13 protein-coding genes are annotated in these 18,792 nt (G+C 35.7%); 2 read left to right on the top strand and 11 right to left on the bottom strand.

The genetic code is table 11. The features are described 5' to 3' along the window. Positions 1-66: 66 nt before the first annotated feature. Together topA and matP are read right to left on the bottom strand one after the other, a co-directional pair. Positions 67-2,667, bottom strand: a complete 2,601-nt coding sequence (gene topA, locus H3S73_RS12170) for a type I DNA topoisomerase (protein ID WP_198228257.1) — start codon at positions 2,665-2,667, stop codon at positions 67-69. A gap of 28 nt (positions 2,668-2,695) precedes the next feature. Next, positions 2,696-3,160, bottom strand: coding sequence for a macrodomain Ter protein MatP (gene matP, locus H3S73_RS12175; RefSeq protein WP_039126398.1), 465 nt, complete (start codon positions 3,158-3,160; stop codon positions 2,696-2,698). Positions 3,161-3,309: 149 nt separating this feature from the next. On the opposite strand from matP, the gene H3S73_RS12180 reads away from it, so the two are divergent. Continuing rightward, entirely contained in the window at positions 3,310-5,001 is a 1,692-nt protein-coding gene (locus tag H3S73_RS12180) for an amidohydrolase (RefSeq protein ID WP_198236760.1), read from the top strand. Positions 5,002-5,049: 48 nt separating this feature from the next. On the opposite strand, the gene H3S73_RS12185 is transcribed toward H3S73_RS12180, so the two are convergent. Together H3S73_RS12185 and H3S73_RS12190 are read right to left on the bottom strand one after the other, a co-directional pair. Further along, positions 5,050-6,441 carry a PTS fructose transporter subunit IIC gene (locus H3S73_RS12185; RefSeq protein ID WP_198236759.1) on the bottom strand — a complete coding sequence of 464 codons (1,392 nt, stop codon included), beginning with the start codon at positions 6,439-6,441 and terminating at the stop codon, positions 5,050-5,052. Then, a complete protein-coding gene (locus H3S73_RS12190) occupies positions 6,434-6,868 on the bottom strand; it encodes a PTS sugar transporter subunit IIA (RefSeq protein WP_198236758.1) in 435 nt (144 codons plus the stop codon). The genes H3S73_RS12185 and H3S73_RS12190 overlap by 8 nt, the downstream gene beginning before the upstream one ends. Before the next feature lie 361 nt (positions 6,869-7,229). Between H3S73_RS12190 and H3S73_RS12195 the strand changes: the two genes are divergently transcribed. Further along, on the top strand, positions 7,230-8,612 hold the full coding sequence (locus tag H3S73_RS12195; protein ID WP_198228254.1) for an APC family permease: 1,383 nt from the start codon (positions 7,230-7,232) through the stop codon (positions 8,610-8,612). Between the two features lie 123 nt (positions 8,613-8,735). On the opposite strand, the gene H3S73_RS12200 is transcribed toward H3S73_RS12195, so the two are convergent. From H3S73_RS12200 to H3S73_RS12230, 7 genes are all read right to left on the bottom strand, one after another. Next, entirely contained in the window at positions 8,736-8,999 is a 264-nt protein-coding gene (locus tag H3S73_RS12200; protein ID WP_039126254.1) for an HPr family phosphocarrier protein, read from the bottom strand. 136 nt (positions 9,000-9,135) lie between these two features. Next, positions 9,136-10,074 carry a phosphatidate cytidylyltransferase gene (locus H3S73_RS12205; protein WP_198236757.1) on the bottom strand — a complete coding sequence of 313 codons (939 nt, stop codon included), beginning with the start codon at positions 10,072-10,074 and terminating at the stop codon, positions 9,136-9,138. A gap of 58 nt (positions 10,075-10,132) precedes the next feature. Continuing rightward, positions 10,133-10,609, bottom strand: a complete 477-nt coding sequence (locus H3S73_RS12210) for a hypothetical protein (RefSeq protein WP_198236756.1) — start codon at positions 10,607-10,609, stop codon at positions 10,133-10,135. Continuing rightward, positions 10,593-11,930 carry a phosphatase PAP2/dual specificity phosphatase family protein gene (locus tag H3S73_RS12215; RefSeq protein WP_198236755.1) on the bottom strand — a complete coding sequence of 446 codons (1,338 nt, stop codon included), beginning with the start codon at positions 11,928-11,930 and terminating at the stop codon, positions 10,593-10,595. The genes H3S73_RS12210 and H3S73_RS12215 overlap by 17 nt, the downstream gene beginning before the upstream one ends. A gap of 12 nt (positions 11,931-11,942) precedes the next feature. Beyond that, positions 11,943-13,697, bottom strand: coding sequence for a bifunctional alpha/beta hydrolase/class I SAM-dependent methyltransferase (locus tag H3S73_RS12220; protein ID WP_198236754.1), 1,755 nt, complete (start codon positions 13,695-13,697; stop codon positions 11,943-11,945). Between the two features lie 14 nt (positions 13,698-13,711). Further along, on the bottom strand, positions 13,712-14,320 hold the full coding sequence (locus tag H3S73_RS12225; RefSeq protein WP_198228250.1) for a CDP-alcohol phosphatidyltransferase family protein: 609 nt from the start codon (positions 14,318-14,320) through the stop codon (positions 13,712-13,714). A 73-nt stretch (positions 14,321-14,393) separates the two neighbouring features. Beyond that, positions 14,394-18,671: an acyl-CoA dehydratase activase-related protein gene (locus H3S73_RS12230; protein ID WP_198236753.1), complete on the bottom strand. Its 4,278-nt coding sequence runs from the start codon at positions 18,669-18,671 to the stop codon at positions 14,394-14,396. Positions 18,672-18,792 lie beyond the last annotated feature (121 nt).

The raw sequence follows: 18,792 nt of genomic DNA on the forward strand, positions 1-18,792 counted from the left end.
AACAAATTTTATACTAAAACGTATACATAACCTGAAACTTTTTGACAAAGTTTCAGGTGTTCTTACCTACTTTTTACTATTTACCCATTTGCCGTCTATGTATTGCATTACCCAGCCAGTCGATTTTCCATTAACTTCGGAAGTGACATACTGTTGTTTGCTTTTACGACTAAAACGTACAATGGATGGATTTCCATCTGGATCTTTATTTGGTGCTTGAGTTAAATAAATAAATTTCTCTGGCAAACGATCTTTAAAGCGTTGTAGCTCTTCAATCAATGGTGCACGTGTTTCTCTTGATTTTGGAAAGTTATGCGCAGCCAAGAAGATACCTGAAGCACCATCACGTAAAACAAAATGAGCATCAGATTTACTACACGGTAATTCTGGTAAATCAACAGGATCTTCTTTTGGTGGTGCAACATCACCATTTTTTAAGATTTTACGTGTATTTTTACAATCTTGATTAGTACATCCCATATATAAACCAAAACGCCCTGATTTTAAGTGCATTTCTGATCCACATTTTTCACATTCAATAATTGGGCCTTCGTAGCTTTTAACCTTAAAGTTACCTTTTTCAACGATAGAACCATCACAAATTGGATTGTTACCGCAAATATGTAATTTGCGTTCGTTATCGAGTAAATAACTGTCCATTGCGGTATGACATTTTGGACAACGTTTAAGCGCTCTTAAAGCATCCGTCTCTGCTGTTTCGGCCTCTTCCAAAATATTTAATGTTTCGTGTTCTGGAATGAGATTAATGGTTTGCTTACAGCGTTCTTTAGGTGGTAATGCATAACCCGAACAAGCTAAAAACACCCCTGTTCCAGCAGTTTTAATGCCCATTTCACGTCCACAATTTGGACATTTAATTTCAGGTGTTAATACCAGTGGATTAAGTTGCATACCGCCTTTATCTGGTGCTTGTTCCGCCACTTCAAGATGAGCACTAAAATCGCTAAAGAATTGGTCAAGAACTTCTCGCCACTCTTGTTTTTTATGGGCGATTTCATCTAAAGCATGTTCCATACGTGCAGTAAAATCGTAACTCATTAAATCATTGAAGTTTTCGTTTAATCTATCTGTTACAATTTCACCAATTTTTTCAGCATAAAAGCGGCGATTATCCAAACGCACATAACCGCGATCTTGAATAGTTGAAATGATAGTTGCATAGGTTGATGGACGACCAATTTCTCGTTTTTCAAGCTCTTTAACCAATGACGCTTCGTTATACCGTGCAGGTGGTTTGGTAAAGTGTTGATTTGGATTTAAGCTGATTAACGATAATTCGTCGTTAACAGCAACTTTAGGTAATATTTTATCCTCATTGTTTTTCGAGAGTTGAGGTTGCACTTTAGTCCAACCATCAAAACGCAACGTACGTCCTTTAGCTTTTAAGGTAAAATCGCCTGATTTTACAGTGAGCGTTGTGGAGTTGTATTCAGCCGACGTCATTTGGCAGGCAACAAATTGTCGCCAAATTAATTGATATAATTTACATGCATCCGCTTCAACATCACTAATATTATCGGCAATAACGTTCACATCAGACGGACGAATGGCTTCGTGCGCCTCTTGGGAATTCTTTTTACTGCTGTAAACATTTGCTGATTTAGGTAAATACTTGTCACCAAAATTCTGACCAATGTAATCACGCACCATTGTTAATGCATCTTGACTTAAATTGGTTGAGTCAGTACGCATATAAGTAATGTAACCTGCTTCATACAGACGCTGGGCAAGCATCATGGTTTTTTTAACCCCAAAGCCTAAACGCGTGCTAGCAGCTTGTTGCAAAGTTGAAGTAATAAACGGTGCAGTTGGATTACTTTTCGTTGGTTTTTCTTCAATATTGATAACTTGATATTGATTTTTGTTTAACTCAGCTAAGGCAATATCAATAGCGACTTTATCTTTTGGCTCAAAGGCTTCATCTTTATACTGCACAACTTGCATCGTTAACAGATCACTATTGGCTGTATGCAAATCAGCAAACAGATCCCAGTACTCTTCTGGAATAAAGGCATGAATTTCACGTTCACGCTCAACCACTAATCGAACAGCAACGGATTGTACACGCCCCGCTGATAATCCTCTCGCCACTTTTTTCCAAAGTAAAGGTGATAGCATAAAGCCCACAACCCGATCCATAAATCGACGGGCTTGCTGAGCATTGACGCGATCCATATCTAACATAGCGGGTTCATTGAATGCGTTTTTAATCGCGGTCTTGGTGATTTCGTTAAATACTACACGACGATATTTACTGTCTTCACCCCCTATTACATCTTTTAGATGCCACGCAATTGCTTCCCCTTCTCTATCCAAGTCGGTTGCGAGATAGATCATGTCAGCATCTTTAGCAAGTTTTTTTAGTTCAGCAACAACCCGTTCTTTACCAGGTAAAATTTCATAATGTGCTTTCCAGCCATTATAAGGATCGACACTCATTCGGTCGACTAAAACCTGTTTCTCTGAACGTTTAACTTTTTTCTCAGCTTTGTCTTTTGTGGTTTTTTCAGCACGTTGACTACTACCACTTACTGGAAGGTCACGAATATGTCCCACACTTGATTTAACCACGAAATCTTTGCCAAGATATTTATTAATCGTTTTTGCTTTGGCTGGTGATTCCACAATAACAAGGGATTTTCCCATAATTAAGCCTATTTATCCTGTAGTTGAGTTAGTTATTATCAAGCTTCGCATCAAGAAGTGACTGTAAATCATCCTTAATAGTCGATACTTTTGTTGCATATTGCTCTTTTTGCTCAGCGTCTTCAATAAGTTGTGTAATGGTTTGCGACAAAGTACAGCCTCGACGTTTTGCTAAATTAGCAAGCCGTTGCCAAACTAAAAATTCCAAATCTATGGATTTTTTTCGTGTATTTTGTTGTTCAGCATTAAAGTGACGTTTTCGTCTAGCCCGAATAGTTTGCTTCATTCGATTATCTAAATCGGGATTCAAATGCTCATTGATCCAATTCACAACTCCTTTTGGATTATGTTCTAATAGTAATAATTCATTTACGGCATGTTGTGCAGCACTTTTTTCGATGTAACGAGTAATTAACTCACCCTCTAAATGCCTTTTTACAAGATAGTGCCATTTCCAACCACATTCAAGGTTTTCTAATTGTTGATATTTCATCGGCTCACCTTGTGACGCTGTAACTAAATGGCTTAGTTTTAGCATAATCTGCTCACACAATAAAGAAAATTATTGCATTTGACAAATTTTTTATAAATCTGTTATCGTTCAGCTTTAATTTCGATCTTTATTTTGAGGAATCACTTATAATGGCTAAAGCTGATGTTATTTATGTTAATGGCTATATTTACACCGCTGACAAACAAGACACTGTTTGTGAAGCTATTGCCATTAAAAATGGCTATATTATTGCAACCGGTAGTACACAAGAAATAAATAACCAGAACTATGTTGATAACCAAACAACCATTTATGATCTAAAAGGCAAAACCATGATGCCTGGGATTATCGATTCACATTTACATACTTTTTGGGGAGGAATGCAACTATCCTCATGTAATTTAAATTATCAAAGTTTAACCATTGATGATACTTTAGCAATTATTCAACAATACTTAGATAAAGATTCTACAAATCACAACAACCATTGGCTGCAAGTTCGCGGGTGGTTAAGACAAGAAGTTCTTCCAGTAGGTACAGATATTACTCGTTTTGATCTTGATCGTCTTAACACTTCTCGCCCAGTAATTCTTTTTTCAAATGATTGCCATACCTTAGTTGCCAATAGCATTGCATTAGAAAAATTTGGCTTAGATAGGAATACACCAGAACCTACCGATGGCAAAATCGGCCGTACAGTTGATGGCGAATTAAATGGCATCTTAGAAGATGCCCCTGCCATGCGTGCCTTTGATAGTATATCTAAATTAACGGATGAGCAAGCGGTTAATGTTGCTAAATTATCACAAACCGAATTAAACAAACAAGGCGTTACTGCGGTTATGGATGCCCGAATCACTCATACGCAAGCCGATGCTTTTTTACAATTACAAAAACAAGACCAATTGACCATTCGTTTATTTGGTGCTCATGAGCTTCCACCTGATGATGTTTCATCTATTGAAGATATCCCTAGTGTAATCAATAAAGTAAAACAATTTGCTGCTCGTTATGATGATAAAAACTGGCAACCAAAACCAGGTATCAAGGTGTCACATGTTAAGTTATTCGTTGATGGGGTAATGCAACAACCTTTGATGACCGCTCGTTTACTTAAACCTTATAATTTAACCGATGAAAAAGATCGTTACGGCGATCTCTATTATTCCATCGAAATGTTAGATGCTTTGATTTTAGAATCGTCCAAAGCGGGGTTCCACCCTCATATGCATACTGTTGGGGAAGGCGCAATTGAAGTCGTGCTTAATGCAATTGAGAAGATGCGAAAAGTATTACCCGATGCCGATATTCGTCCAAGTACAGCGCACAATGAGTTAAGCGCTGCACATCAATTTGCTAGATACAAAGAGTTAAATGCTGGTGTGGTCTTTTCATTCCAATGGGCAGGATGCAGCTCAGCCATGGTTGAACAATATCAAACTCTTTTTGGTGAAGATCGCTATCATGGTTTAGAAGCTCATGGACAGTATATCGATGCAGGCGTTCATTGTGCTTTTGGTAGTGATTGGCCGATTGATCCATTAAATGAATGGTATGATTTTCAAATTGCTATGACCAGACAAATCGATGCCGATCTTCCGCGATTAAATAGCGACCGTAATTTAACCGCTAAAGAGGTATTACGTTGTGCCACCATTGGTGCGGCTTATATATTGAAACAAGATGAATATATTGGTTCGATTGAAACAGGTAAATTTGCAGATCTTATCATTTTAGATCGCAATCCGTTTACCATTGCCGCGACGGATATGCAAAATGTAAAAGTTTTGACAACGATTGTCGGTGGTAAAGTAGTCTATCAACAAGATAAATCATTATAAATGGATTGATAAACTGTTACACCGCCATAATTGACGGTGTAACTTATTTTATGATTCACTCTCAATGACTTGCTCCGTTTCTACTGGAGCTTTCTTAGTGAAGTGCAAGATCGCAGCGATAATCAATGCGCCAATAAACATATCAATAACATACCACATTGCGCCTTTTGTTACCCCACCTAAAGCAACAAGTCCTCCAAAAGCAACTAATGAGTCTATACCACTGATCATCCCCAACATCCCTGCAATAGCAGTACCCACAACTATAGCAATGATTACCCGTTTTGGATCTTTGGCTGCAAATGGAATGGCACCTTCAGTAATACCGGCTAATGATAAGAAAAATGCCGTAATACCAAACTCTTTTTCTTCTTTACTGTATTTGGATCGAGAAACAATTAATGAAGAAATAGCCAGTCCTAAAGGTGGGATCGCACAGCACATACGGAAAACCCCATTAGGCCCATAAACACCCTCCGCCATTGCGGCTAAAGTAAACGCTGTTGCAGCTTTACTGCATGGCCCCCCCATATCTAAAGCAGCCAATATCCCAATACCAATCCCTAAAAATGCCGCATTGACTTGTGACATCCCTTTTAAGGTTGTAACCATGGCTTTTACAAACCAATCCAGTGGGTAAGATAAGCCATAAATATAGATTGGCGCCATTACCAATAGTGTTACCGTTGGAATAATCATAACAGGCATTACTGACGCAATAACGGGATGCACTTTGATCGTTTTAAACCATTTAACAAAATAACCAATTAAAATCCCAAAAATCATGGCTCCGATAAATCCAGTACTAACATTATTGACACCAATTGGATTATTAACGACATACCCCATAATGAATGCTGGAGCAAGAGCCGCGTTACCACCAATTGAATAGGCCATATATGCAGCTAAAACCGGTACCATCATTGCAAATCCATAGAATGCAACTTGTTGAAGGTCAGCAAAGAATTGATTGCTTGGTAAAATGGTATTGTTAGTAACATCACCCGTCATTAACACAATTGAAAAGAGAATCCCTGATGCAATAATGACTGGTAAAAATTTGCTAATTCCCGTATTTAAAGCTCTAAAAATTTCTGTACCAATATTATCTTTGACAATTTTTGTCGACATTTGCTCTGCATTATTGAAAATGTTGGCAGTATTTTTAACGGCTTCACCCGTACTGACTTTGATAATATTTTTAAAAGGCTCAAGTCGCTCGGCATTTTCGATTGATATATCCGTTGCCAATATAATGACATCAGCACTTTTAAGATCATGTTCAGTTAAAACATTTTCAACACCTGCTGCACCTTGTGTTTCAACCTTGCAATCCCAACCGCGTTTTTTAGCTTCATTTGTTATTTTTTGTCTTGCAATATAGGTATGCGCCATACCTGCGGTACAGGCGCAAATGGCTACAATTTTCTTATTATTCATAAATACCTCTCACCCTATGAGCAATGGTTTGAATATCACCATTTAACAATTCAGCAATAAAATCATCATCAGCAAGGCTAGCTGCTAATTTAGCGATAATGGCTAAATGTTCTTTATTGGCATGTTCTTGAGCACCAATCATTACAATTAATTTAACTTTATTATTATTGTTCCAAACAATACCATCACTATATTTGCCAACTGCAATAAATGGGGTACTTACGCCACCACTTTTAGCATGAGGTAATGCAATATCGGGTAACACATCCGTTTCCATTTCTTGTTCATGTGCCATAACATCCTCAACAAATTTTTCAACATCAGTTAAATAATTTTGACTTTTTTGAGCCATTAATTGAATGATTGATGATTTTTGTTTTATTACATCATTAGTTAATTCAACAGGTACAACGGGAATTGAGGTCATAAATATATCCTTCTATTGATAAGTATTTACAGATTAAATTATCTGCAATTTATAATAAATATAACGTGTTTTCCTTATACTGACATCTCCTGAAACAAAGAAATAATTAGATATAGATCACAAAATCTGTATCTCTTAAATTGACTTTATCAAAGTGTGATTTTTGTTGATATGACGAAAAATAATTCCCTATAAAATAGCAAGCTCAAAAATTACACACTTGTATGTTAATAAGCTAAAAATTAGCTTGCATAATTATAATAATGTGGGAGAATTCCCTGCCGCTTTCAGCGGGTAAAAAAGGCAAAACTATACTTAGTAGTTTTTTATTGTTTTTTGGGACAGAGGAGCAAAATTAGTCATGTCCGCAATAAAAATGAAACGAGTTTTAACCACACCTGCATTAATTGCATTTGGTTTAGCTTATATGGTTCCTTTAGGGATCTTTACCACTTATGGGGAAGTTACCGTTGCCAGTAATGGACACTTACCTATAGCCTATGTTATCACTCTAGCAATGATCTTTTTTACAGCATTAAGTTATTGTCGTATGGCAAATAAACTACCTATTGCTGGTTCTGCCTATTCGTATGTACAACATACATTTGGTGGAAGAATTGGTTTTTTAGTGGGATGGGCGCAAATTCTTGATTATCTATTTTTACCAATATTAAATTATTTGGTTTTGGGCATCTATCTTAATGAAGCTTTCCCAAGCATACCTGCTTATGTATTTGTGCTTGGTTCATTATGTAGTGTCAGCTTGTTAAATTACTTAGGGATTAAATTAATTAATTCAGTGAACTTTACTTTGATTATTATTCAAATGTTTTTTATTGGATTATTTATTTTCTTAACTTTAACCAATGTAAGTTTAACACCAGAAGCAATGATAAAACCTTTGGCTGTTAATGCAGGTGATTTTAGCGGATTAATGTCTGGCGCAGCAATATTATGTCTTGCCTTTTTGGGTTTTGATGCTATCGCGACACTGGCGGAAGAATCAAATGATGCACAAAAATCATTACCAAGAGCCATTATATGGACGGTTCTTATTGCGGGAAGTATATTTTTAGTTGTTTCGTATAGTGCTCATTTAGCCTATCCTAACTGGACAGATTTTGCTTCTAATAAAGATATCGCTAGCTTGGATGTAATGCGTAAAGTAGATTCTATAAGTAATTTAAAAGAGATACTTGGTAAGTATGGAAATGATTTTATGTATAACTTTTTCCAATCTGCTTACCTAACCGGTGTTTTTGCATCAGCAATGACAGCACAAACCAGTGTATCAAGAATATTTTATGCGATGGGTCGCGAGGGTGTATTGCCTAAACAGATTTTCTTTAAAATCCACCCTCGTTTTAGAACACCTTATTTATCAATATTATTTGTGGCTTGTTTTTCATTGTTATCATTGGTATTAGATCTTAGTTTGGTTGTTTCAATGATTAGCTTTGGTGCTTTAGTTGCTTTCACATTTGTTAATTTATGTGTAATTAAAAGTTATCTATGGGATATCAAAACGAAAACAGCAAAAGTGTTATTTAAATATGGTGTATTACCAGCAATTGGTGTATTACTTTCGTTATGGCTATGGACCAGCCTTGATGAGACTGCGATGATTGTTGGCTTAGTTTGGTTAGCGATTGGATTTTGTTATTTAGTCTATTTGACCAAAGGTTTTACTAAGTTATTGCCATCGATTGATCATCATGAATTGAATTCAATCATTAAAGATTAAAGTAATCTTTTAAAATAGGTCTACTTGAAAGTATTTAGTTAATGCCCTTTTAAAACAATTCCGTCGACTTAAGTCGACGGAATAATAATTTTTTGATGTTAATTTAATTAATTTATCAATTAATTACTCACCAAAACCTGTAGCAAATAATTCACGGATTTCATCCATTGCAGCTTGTTCGTCTTCACCATCACAAATGATTTCAACAGTAGAGCCACCTTTAACGCCAGCGCCTAATAAACCCATCATACTTTTCATTTTAATCGCTTTGTCATTGTAAACAAGTTCGATTGTTGATTTATAACGACCTGCTAGTTTTACAAGTGTTGTTACTGGGCGGGCGTGTAATCCAGTCGAATTTTTTACTACCATTTGTTCTTTTAACATATTGTTGTCCTTCTATATATCTTAAGTTAATACATTGCAGTATTTATATCATAAATTGAATTTTTTTGCTCTTTTTTATATGCAAATTTTTTTGCAATTTATATTATCTTTCTGCTTTTCTTAATCAGATTTATAATCATACCCAATAATATCGCACAACATGAAAAAATATAGGTGCCGCAAAACAGATAGAATCTAAACGATCCAGCACACCACCGTGGCCGCTAATAAGCTTACCCCAATCCTTTACACCTCTATCGCGTTTAATTGCCGACATAACCAATCCACCTAAAAATCCAAGCAAGGTGATCATGAGTGAAATTAAGCCAGCTTGAATGAAGCTAAAAGGCGTTACCCACCATAAACATGCACCTATCAAACTAGCCGAAAGAATACCGCCAATAAAGCCTTCAATAGTCTTGGATGGTGATAAATTAGGGCTAATCGAATGTTTACCAAATAGCTTACCAAATACATACTGTAAGACATCTGATAGTTCAACAACAAATACAAGAAAAGCAATCAACAATAAATTGCGGTCTTGATAATGATCGATGGGTAAAATAATCAATGCTGGTATGAAAGATATGCTATAGACGGTAATCATCAATCCCCATTGCACTTCAGCTATTCTTGCTAAGAAATTATGAGCCGATCCAGTAATTGCAGCTAAAATAGCTAAAAATAGAAACCCATAAATAGGAATAAAGATACAAAATAACTCATACCACGACACGGCAACTAAGATATATTGTAATGGTAACACAATGAAATAAGCAAAAAGTAAAGGCCAATAATCATAACGGGTTATGGGCGTTAATGTCAGAAACTCACGCAGAGCTATACCTGATGCAATAAAAAAGAGAATAATTACGGCAAATTTTCCCAAAAAAATAGCGATGGCAAAAATAGCTACCATCACCCACCAAGCATTAATGCGTTTGTTTAAATTATCAATAACACTATTTGGGCTTTTCATACGTCGTTTCAACAACCAGCCAATCGTAGATGCTACAATCAACAATACACCTATACCAACAAACAATAATAGACCATCGCGTTGATAACTAGACATGTTTTCCTCCATATTGTTTGTTATTATATGTGTGATAATTTTTAATTTAATCAGAAAGTTAATTCGAAATACCCAAAATAACTATCACTATTGCTAAAATTAGCTGCATACTAATTAGGAAAATCTGTTTTTTGAATAATTTCAATGTCCCTTTTTGACGATCTTCGATTGAGCGCAATGGTTGTTGTTTAGATTTTTTTAAATTCAATTGCAATAAGGCATTATCTAATTCATCTAAAACATCAGGAAACTGATCGTATTTGGTGGCTAGATAATCAAATAGTTTTTTATCAAAGGCTATACGTAGTGCATAATATTGACTGATTAATCCAACCAAAAAGCTGACTAAACTGTAACTTGTCAATAAAACAGAATTTAAGACCCAACTAGCCATTAACCCAAAAAACAAGGCTATCAATGTCAGTAATCGCGAAAAAACCTCTAATTGATGACTTATAATAAGAAAATGATTAAATGTTACTAAAACTGTTTGATTGATATTTTCAGTTATTTTAGCTTTATTCGAATTTACCACTGCGGCTTCCTTTTTGAATCCTATTAAACCAATTGATTAACACGGCTTGTTGCTTGGAGGAAATAACGACCGAACTACGACCCGTTTTCACTTTGGTTATTGCTTCTTCGACATTAGTCGCTCTTTTGGTCAATAATAACCATGCGATTACGGCTGTTGCACTACGCGAATAACCTAATGCACAACAGACCAAGACAGAACCTTGCTTTTGAAATTGATCGATTTTTTCGGCTACTCGTTGACACTGCTCAATGGACAAAGGTGTCATATCAAGTACTGGAATCAAACTGTAATAACCATTAAATTGTCCAATTGGTAATTCTGCACAGAGATCAACAACTGAATTAATAGGTTTAATTTGCAAAGTGTTTTGCGAAGCAATCCGCCCTAAATAGACATTGTCCATAATAAAATCTGCTGGTTTGTTTTTTAAAGTCCATAAACGGGAATTAAGCCACATAATTGCAAAATAAGGTAAATATAAAATTGCTACCGCGAGCGTAAAATGTCCATTAGCTTGTTTTTGAAAACCTGTTGCTCCAAATACCAAGTAATTGGCTGATACTAATCCAAAAGCCCCCGCGACCCACAATAGCCAAAGTCCAACCCCACCAATATATATAGCTAAACTTAATGATAATAAAAATAGTAGGAAGTAAATGCCGCCCCAAGTATATTGCTTAGGGTATGATTTACTTTTTAAAGGAGCTATTCCATTTTCTGGCCATAACCAAATACAAAAACAACCTGCCCATAATCCTGTTGGAACATCAAAAAAATGATGTTGCCACGTTGTTAAAACAGATAAGGCAATTAATAAACACCAACCATGTAGAAGCAATTGAGTAAATTTTGATTTTAAATAACTCTTATAAAACTGCCACAAGATCACCAGTAAAGTAATGTGTAAGGAAGGAGCCTGATTGAAGGGTTTGTCAAAACCCATTAAAACATCAAACCATAAACCTAAAAAACCATCAAGATAGGGGCGTTCGAAACTAAATTTTAGAGGGAAAATCAAAAAACAAGTAATACAAATAATTTGCGCCGAAAAAAGCCTTAAACATAAAATTTTAAGTGATTGCTTAGAACTGGCCAATAAAATGGCTAAACCATACATGAAATCAATGGACCAATAAGGCACAATTGTCCAAGCCCATAATGGAGTTGAGGATTCCCAACTGAATACCAAACTCCCCACATCGGAACGGTTTGCAGTAAACCAGTTAGTTAAGTTATAAGTGGTAAAAAAGAATATTGATAATCCAGCTAATAAAGCAAATTTATAATAGATTAACGCTCCAAATTTTAGTTTTTGCATATGGACCAACGACTATTTAATTCTTTGCGCCAGTGATACTGTAAAAATACCCCATTGATCGATACACATATCTATTTTTTTGAATCCAGCAGCAGCAACCAATTGATCCATTTCCAATTGAGTGCGTCTGCGCATAACCCACGGTTGCCCATCACGATGCGAGGTCAAAGCACGGGCTATAAACTCTAATTGAGGATGCCAAGGTTGATTTGTATAGATTAAATATCCACCTTCAGGTATAACATCCGCTAAACCAGATAGAGATTCACGTAATAAAGCATTATCATCGAATAATTCATATAACCCTGAAACTACTGCTAATGTTGGTTGAGGTGTTAATTCAGCTAATTGTTGCCGATTAAATGCATCTCCTTTTTCAAAACGAACAAAGTTTGTTAAACCAAGTTCATCAATTAATTTTTGCCCATCACGAATATTAATATCACTATAATCTCGCAATAGTACCGAATCAGGTTTATGAGCTATTTGATTAACGGTTTCAAGAATATAACGACCATGTCCCGCCGCAATATCAACGATGTTAACAGCTTTATTTTGTTGTTGTAGTTGGTTAACCGCTTGTTTTAAGATCGCTTCAAGATGGATTTTGCGTTGACGAATGCCCCGCCAACCAATGGATTGTAAATAAATATAATCCAAAAACTGCCCGAGCTTAGAATTTCCTGTCGGTTCATTACGATAGATATAATCTAAGGTACTCCCTGAATCAAAACCAGTATCGAAACCGAGTTTAATACCATTTGAAACTCTACTTGCATATTTTAAAATGGCTTTAACAAACCGCCAATATAAAGGTTTAATCAAGCCTGTTGGCGGCATTGCTAAAGAGTCTTTCTCTTGCCTTGTATAACCAACAAGATCAGCATTAACGAGTGATGGCACACTAGGTGTGTTAGCAAAACAGCCAATAATAAATCGTCTTGCCCTGTCGATAGCGATTTGGCGATCTTTTTCACCAAAAGTATCATGATAAAATTTTGGTAGAATATGAAATTCTTTTTGCTGGGTACCCAAATTTTCATAGAATCTTTTTTGTGGTTTACGTTTTACCACATAATCTGATCCCGAAACAAGTAATTGGGTCGGAACGGTAATGGCATTAGCATCTTTAACAATTCGGTCAGATACGGTATAAAGATCTAAAAGTAATCTAACTGATATTGGTCTAGTAATTAACGGATCTTGGGTAAATGACTTCGCTCGCTCAGCATCATGAGTTAATAAATTAGATTTAACGTAACTATTAACAAAAAAATTACCTTTTAAGTTGTATAGTAATTTCAATCCAGGTACAGCGAATGGTACATAAAGTTTGACATTAAATGCAGGAGACCCCAACACCAACGCACGAATATTAGGCACATAGTCGTGTACCCATGCAGAAGCAATCACTGCCCCAACACTTTGGGCAATAACGGCAATATCTTGATGTTTTAAATGATATTCTTGCAAAATATGTTCAATAAAGCAGTTAGCATCTTTAATTAACGTTGCAAAATTAGGCGCATCACCTCGTTCACCTTCTGATTGACCATTACCTCTCGCATCCCAAGCAAAGATCTGATAATCGGGTAGATTCAATTCATCAGCAAGATGAGCAACACGACCTGAATGTTCATGACCACGATGAAAAAGCACAATCGCTTTTGAAGAAAGTCCATCACTGCTATCAACTGCTGGCCAATAACGATAAAATAATTGACAGCCATCGTGACTTATAAAAGTTTTTTGTTGTTGATCACGCATATTATTTCCTTTTTTCATTTTTGTGTTTCTTGCAGACCTTTTCGAATCCGATTAATCACAGTGTATATTAGTAAAAAATTAACGATCCATAACAATGGATCAATCCAATCTAACGGTAATTGATAAATTCCAATGCCTAAACTAATTATCCCAAAGACAAAAGCACGATCACTTTTGCCCATAGGGCCATCATAGCGCCTTGACGCGCCAATCATCACACCTAAAACACCCGTATATTCCGTTAAAAAAGAGAGCAAAATAACCAATATAACCAAATAGTTACTAACATTATCGAGTTGTGTAAAAACCAATAATAACGCACTATCGGAAATAACATCTCCAATTTCATTTAAATAAGCTCCTAAATGCGTTTTTTGATTAAATTCACGTGCCAACATACCATCAATGGCATTAAGAGCCATACGAATCAACATCCAAATGGGAATGACACAAAAAATCCATTGATAAGATGAAAGCAAACCGACAATAAAAGATACAAAAATTGATCCCAAGCAAGCTGAAACTGTCACTTGATTAGCCGTTATATTGGCATTGTAGAGCCTATTCACATACGGGCGCAGTAGTGATTGGAATTTGGGTTTTAATTGGTAAATTGATATCACAATCGATCCTAAAAAATTAACCTACAGTTTAGTTAATTTAATAAAGTAAAATAAACTAACCCGATAGTTTTTATTACACAATTCGTTGTAGCTGTGAATACTTTAATGAACTTACCATAAAGTGCAAACGGTTAAGCACATTTACTTCACCTGCGCCATCGTCAAAATCTAAATACAATAAATTGAGTTTAGGATTAAGATCACGCATACGCTTTTCAACACCTTTTGATACCACATGATTGGCAATACAACCAAATGGTTGCAAGCTAATAACATTGTTAATTCCATATTCAGCAAAAGTCATGATGCCAGCTGGTATCAACCATCCCTCACCAAATTGATTGGATAAATTAAGGATCTGCTTAGCTTTTTTAGAAATATCGCGAATATTATGGAACGGTTGATAATATTTGAAAGTCGATAAAATTTTATTAGTTTTATCGATATAACGTTGTGCTATTTTTTCAAAAAAATGCATTAAATAAGAATGATAGGTTTTTGATACTAAATGATTATCCACATTACTGTCATGGTTGACAAAACATTGTGCAAAAAATTCAATCATAGGTGGAATAATTGGCTCGATACCCTGATCTATTAACCATTCAACACTATGCTGATTACCAAAGTTGTTATACTTGACGTAAATTTCTCCAACAATACCGATTTGAGGACAATCTTTATTATTTATAACTTCAATTTGATTAAAATGTTTAACTGCATCGGCTAATAGCGCAAATATTGAGCGTGCCCCTTTCTTTTGATTAATCAGTTGTTGTAATTTTCGAGTATAGAGTTCTTTAAGTTGATTCGCTTGTTGTTTTACTTTTGCCCTTGGCGCTATGGCATAGTACATTTTGGATAGTGAATCAGCAAACAATATAGAAAAAAAGCTAATAGGTAATGTTTTGAGCCAATTAATTTTAAATCCAGGTTGTTCATCTTGACTCATATTACCCGTACTAAGTGAAATAATTGGAATATCATCAAAACCATTACTGATCATCGCTTTTTTAATTAATGATAAATAGCTACTTGCCCTGCACTGCCCACCTGTTTGCGTAATGCCTACTGCGACCTCTTCACGATTGTATTTTCCAGAACGTAATGCCTTAACAATATCACCCACAATAATGGTCGCAGGATAACAAATTTCGTTATTACAATATTTTAGTCCCCACTCAACTGAACTTTTATCTGGTTTAGGCAAAGTTTCGAGTTTATAACCCGATAAAGCAAAAATAGGCGGTAATAAAGGTGAATAAAAATCAGAAATGAACGGCGCTAAAATTGTTCGACGTTTCTTATCTTGTTTACTAAAAATAGCCGTTTTTTTACGCTCCACTTTTATTAATGGTTGCTGTTGATTCATGCGCATCGATTCAATAATAGAGCGTAATCGTAATCTGACCGATCCTGTCGCAGTGATTTCATCAACACGAATTACCGTGCAAGTTTTGCCTTTAGATTCTAATATTGCTTTACATTCATCAGTAACAATTGCATCAGGACCACACCCGAATGAGTTAAGTTGAACAAATTGCACATTATTAGGTTGCTCAGCAACAAAAGAAGCTGCAGCATATAAACGATTTGGATAACTCCACTGTGAACAAATTTGCAATTCTGGAGATAATTGATTAATGGCACCTAATACCGAATCTTCAGTAATTACATCACAACCTAGTGCGTTTAAAATTTCAGGAGTTTTATGGTTAATTAAACTGTCACTATGATAAGGTCGTCCCCCTAAAATAAACACATAACGACCTGTTTGCTTAGCATTGTTCACTATTTCAATCGCTTTATTATAGAGCGATTTTTTATATTCTGACTGAGCGATCAACGCATGGGAAAAGGCATTTTCCGCCACTTTTTTCGTGATTCCTAGGGATGTTAAATAATTAATACAACCTTTTTTCAGTAATTCGATATCAGTAAAGTTGATAACCGGATAATCAAGGGGCACATTATATTTATTTTCGGGATTAATCGCACTGTGCACAACTTCAGAATAACTACTTACAATAGGGCAATTGTAATTATTAACCGAATTATCAAATTGAGCAGACTCAAACACAACCATTGGCATAAAGATACGATCTACTTTCTGCTCAATAAGTTCCATAATATGCCCATGCACTAATTTGGCAGGGAAGCAGATACTATCAGACATTACCGTACCCGCACCCTTTTCGTAAATAGCCTGAGTGGAATAAGGCGAAAGTATGACATTAATGCCACTTTGCGTTAATAATGTGTGCCAAAAAGGAAAATTCTCATACTGACCTAATACTCGTGGAATACCAATATTGATTTCAGCATTAGGATTAGAGGTGTTAGCGCGTTCAAATAACAGTTCGTTTTTGTAATCGAGCATATTAAATGAACTGTTGTCTTTGTATTGATTATTACTTAAGAATCTTTCACATTTATTCCCTGAATAATAACGTTGCCCATTTGCAAAACGATAAATCATAATATCGCATTTATTTTCACACCCTTTACAACGTGAAGGTTTGGCTTTGTTATCTTCAGCTTTATGAAGCTGGTCTAACCCTATGAACTGGGATAAAACGGGGTTTTGTTGGTAATGATTTTTTGCAACTAATGCACTTCCATAGGCGCCCATTAATTCAGGAATATTAGAGCTGGTAATTTGTGCTCCTGTTAATTGTTCTAATGCTCTAAATACCGCTGGGTTTTTAAAAGTCCCACCTTGTACAACGATATTATTACCTAACTTACGCATATCATGGAGTTTAAGCACTTTATGAATGGCATTTTTAATGACCGAAAAGGCCAGTCCTGCTGAAATGTCCCCCATGGTCGCATTTTCACGCAAAGCTTGTTTTACTTTAGAGTTCATAAAAACGGTGCAACGTGTCCCTAAATCACAGGGATTGGACGAATTGCAAGCCGCGTCAGCAAAATCGATCGTATTGGAATTAAGTGATTTAGCAAAAGTTTCAATAAAAGATCCACAACCTGATGAACATGCTTCATTAAGCTCAATATGATTGACAACTCCATTAGCGATAAAGATCGCTTTCATATCCTGTCCGCCAATATCCATAACAAAACTTACGTTTGGATCAATATGTTTAGCGGCAGCGAAATGCGCCATGGTTTCAACCAATCCATCATCAAATGCAAAAGCAGCTTTTAAAAGTTCTTCGCCATATCCTGTTACGCCAGTGCGAGCAATGACAATTTGTTTACCTGATGCAGCAATTTCATCTTTTAATAGTGTTAACCCTTTAATTAAAGCACTGATAGAGTGACCATTATTAGGAGCATAATGAGTAAAAAGAAGCTCGTTATCTTCACTGATGAGTGTAATTTTAGTCGTTGTTGAACCACTATCAATGCCTAAAAAAGCGTATTCTTTTTGGTAATCGGCTAAATTTAAACGTGGAATTTGAATATATTTACGCTGTTTTTTCCAATCATTAAAAGATAATGATTCATTAAATAATGGTTTTAATCGAAAAGATTGATTAGCTATGATTTTAGTAGAGGCATTTAATCGATTAATAAAATCATCAAGTGAAAGCACGGTTCGCTCAATAAGATGAATTGCAGCTCCCCATGCGGATAATAATGTCGGATGGTCAGTTTTAACGATTTGATCTTCTGCTAATTTTAATGTCTCTAAAGTCGCCTTGCCTAAGGTTGGAATAAAGGAAAACGGCCCACCAATTAACATAACTTTCGGCACAATATCATAGCCGCGCGCTAAAGTATTAACGAGCTGAATACAAACAGCATGTAAAACAGAATAGGCAATATTTTCTTTGGAAACATTGCGGCTGATTAGATTTTGAACATCGGTTTTGGCAAATACGCCACAGCGGGAAGCAATAGGAAAAATTTGGGTATGATTTTGAGCAAGTTGATCAAATTGTTGAATTGGAATATTAAGCAAAGTTGCCATCTGATCAATAAATGCCCCTGTTCCCCCTGCACAACTGCCATTCATGCGAATATCAGGTGAACGATCAGGAAAGAAGAAAATCATTTTGCTATCTTCACCACCAATATCGATTAAAGTTCGTACTTCCGGATATTTGCGCTGCACCACTTCAGAAGCGGCTACAACCTCTTGTATAAAAGCAATATCGGCTTTCTCTGAAATACCCATTCCAGCAGAACCCGTTACTTTTACCGATAAATGAATATCATTACCCAGCTTTTGTTTGATTTCATTCAGTAATTCAAGCACTGTTGCTACAATATGGGTATTATGACGTACATAATTGGTGTAAACAAAATTATCATGCTCATCAAGCACAACACATTTTGCAGTTGTAGAACCAACATCCAATCCTAATCTATACTTTTTTGTCATAATAAACTCACACATTGTAAAATCAAACAGCCGCGCTTCACTATAAATTTTATTTATAGTAACAATATTATAGCTAAATACTTTAACTATTTACTATGTTTGTTTAGTATTTTTATTCTGT

Source organism: Gilliamella sp. B14384G12, from assembly GCF_016101825.1.
Taxonomy (GTDB): Bacteria; Pseudomonadota; Gammaproteobacteria; order Enterobacterales; family Orbaceae; genus Gilliamella; species Gilliamella apicola_N.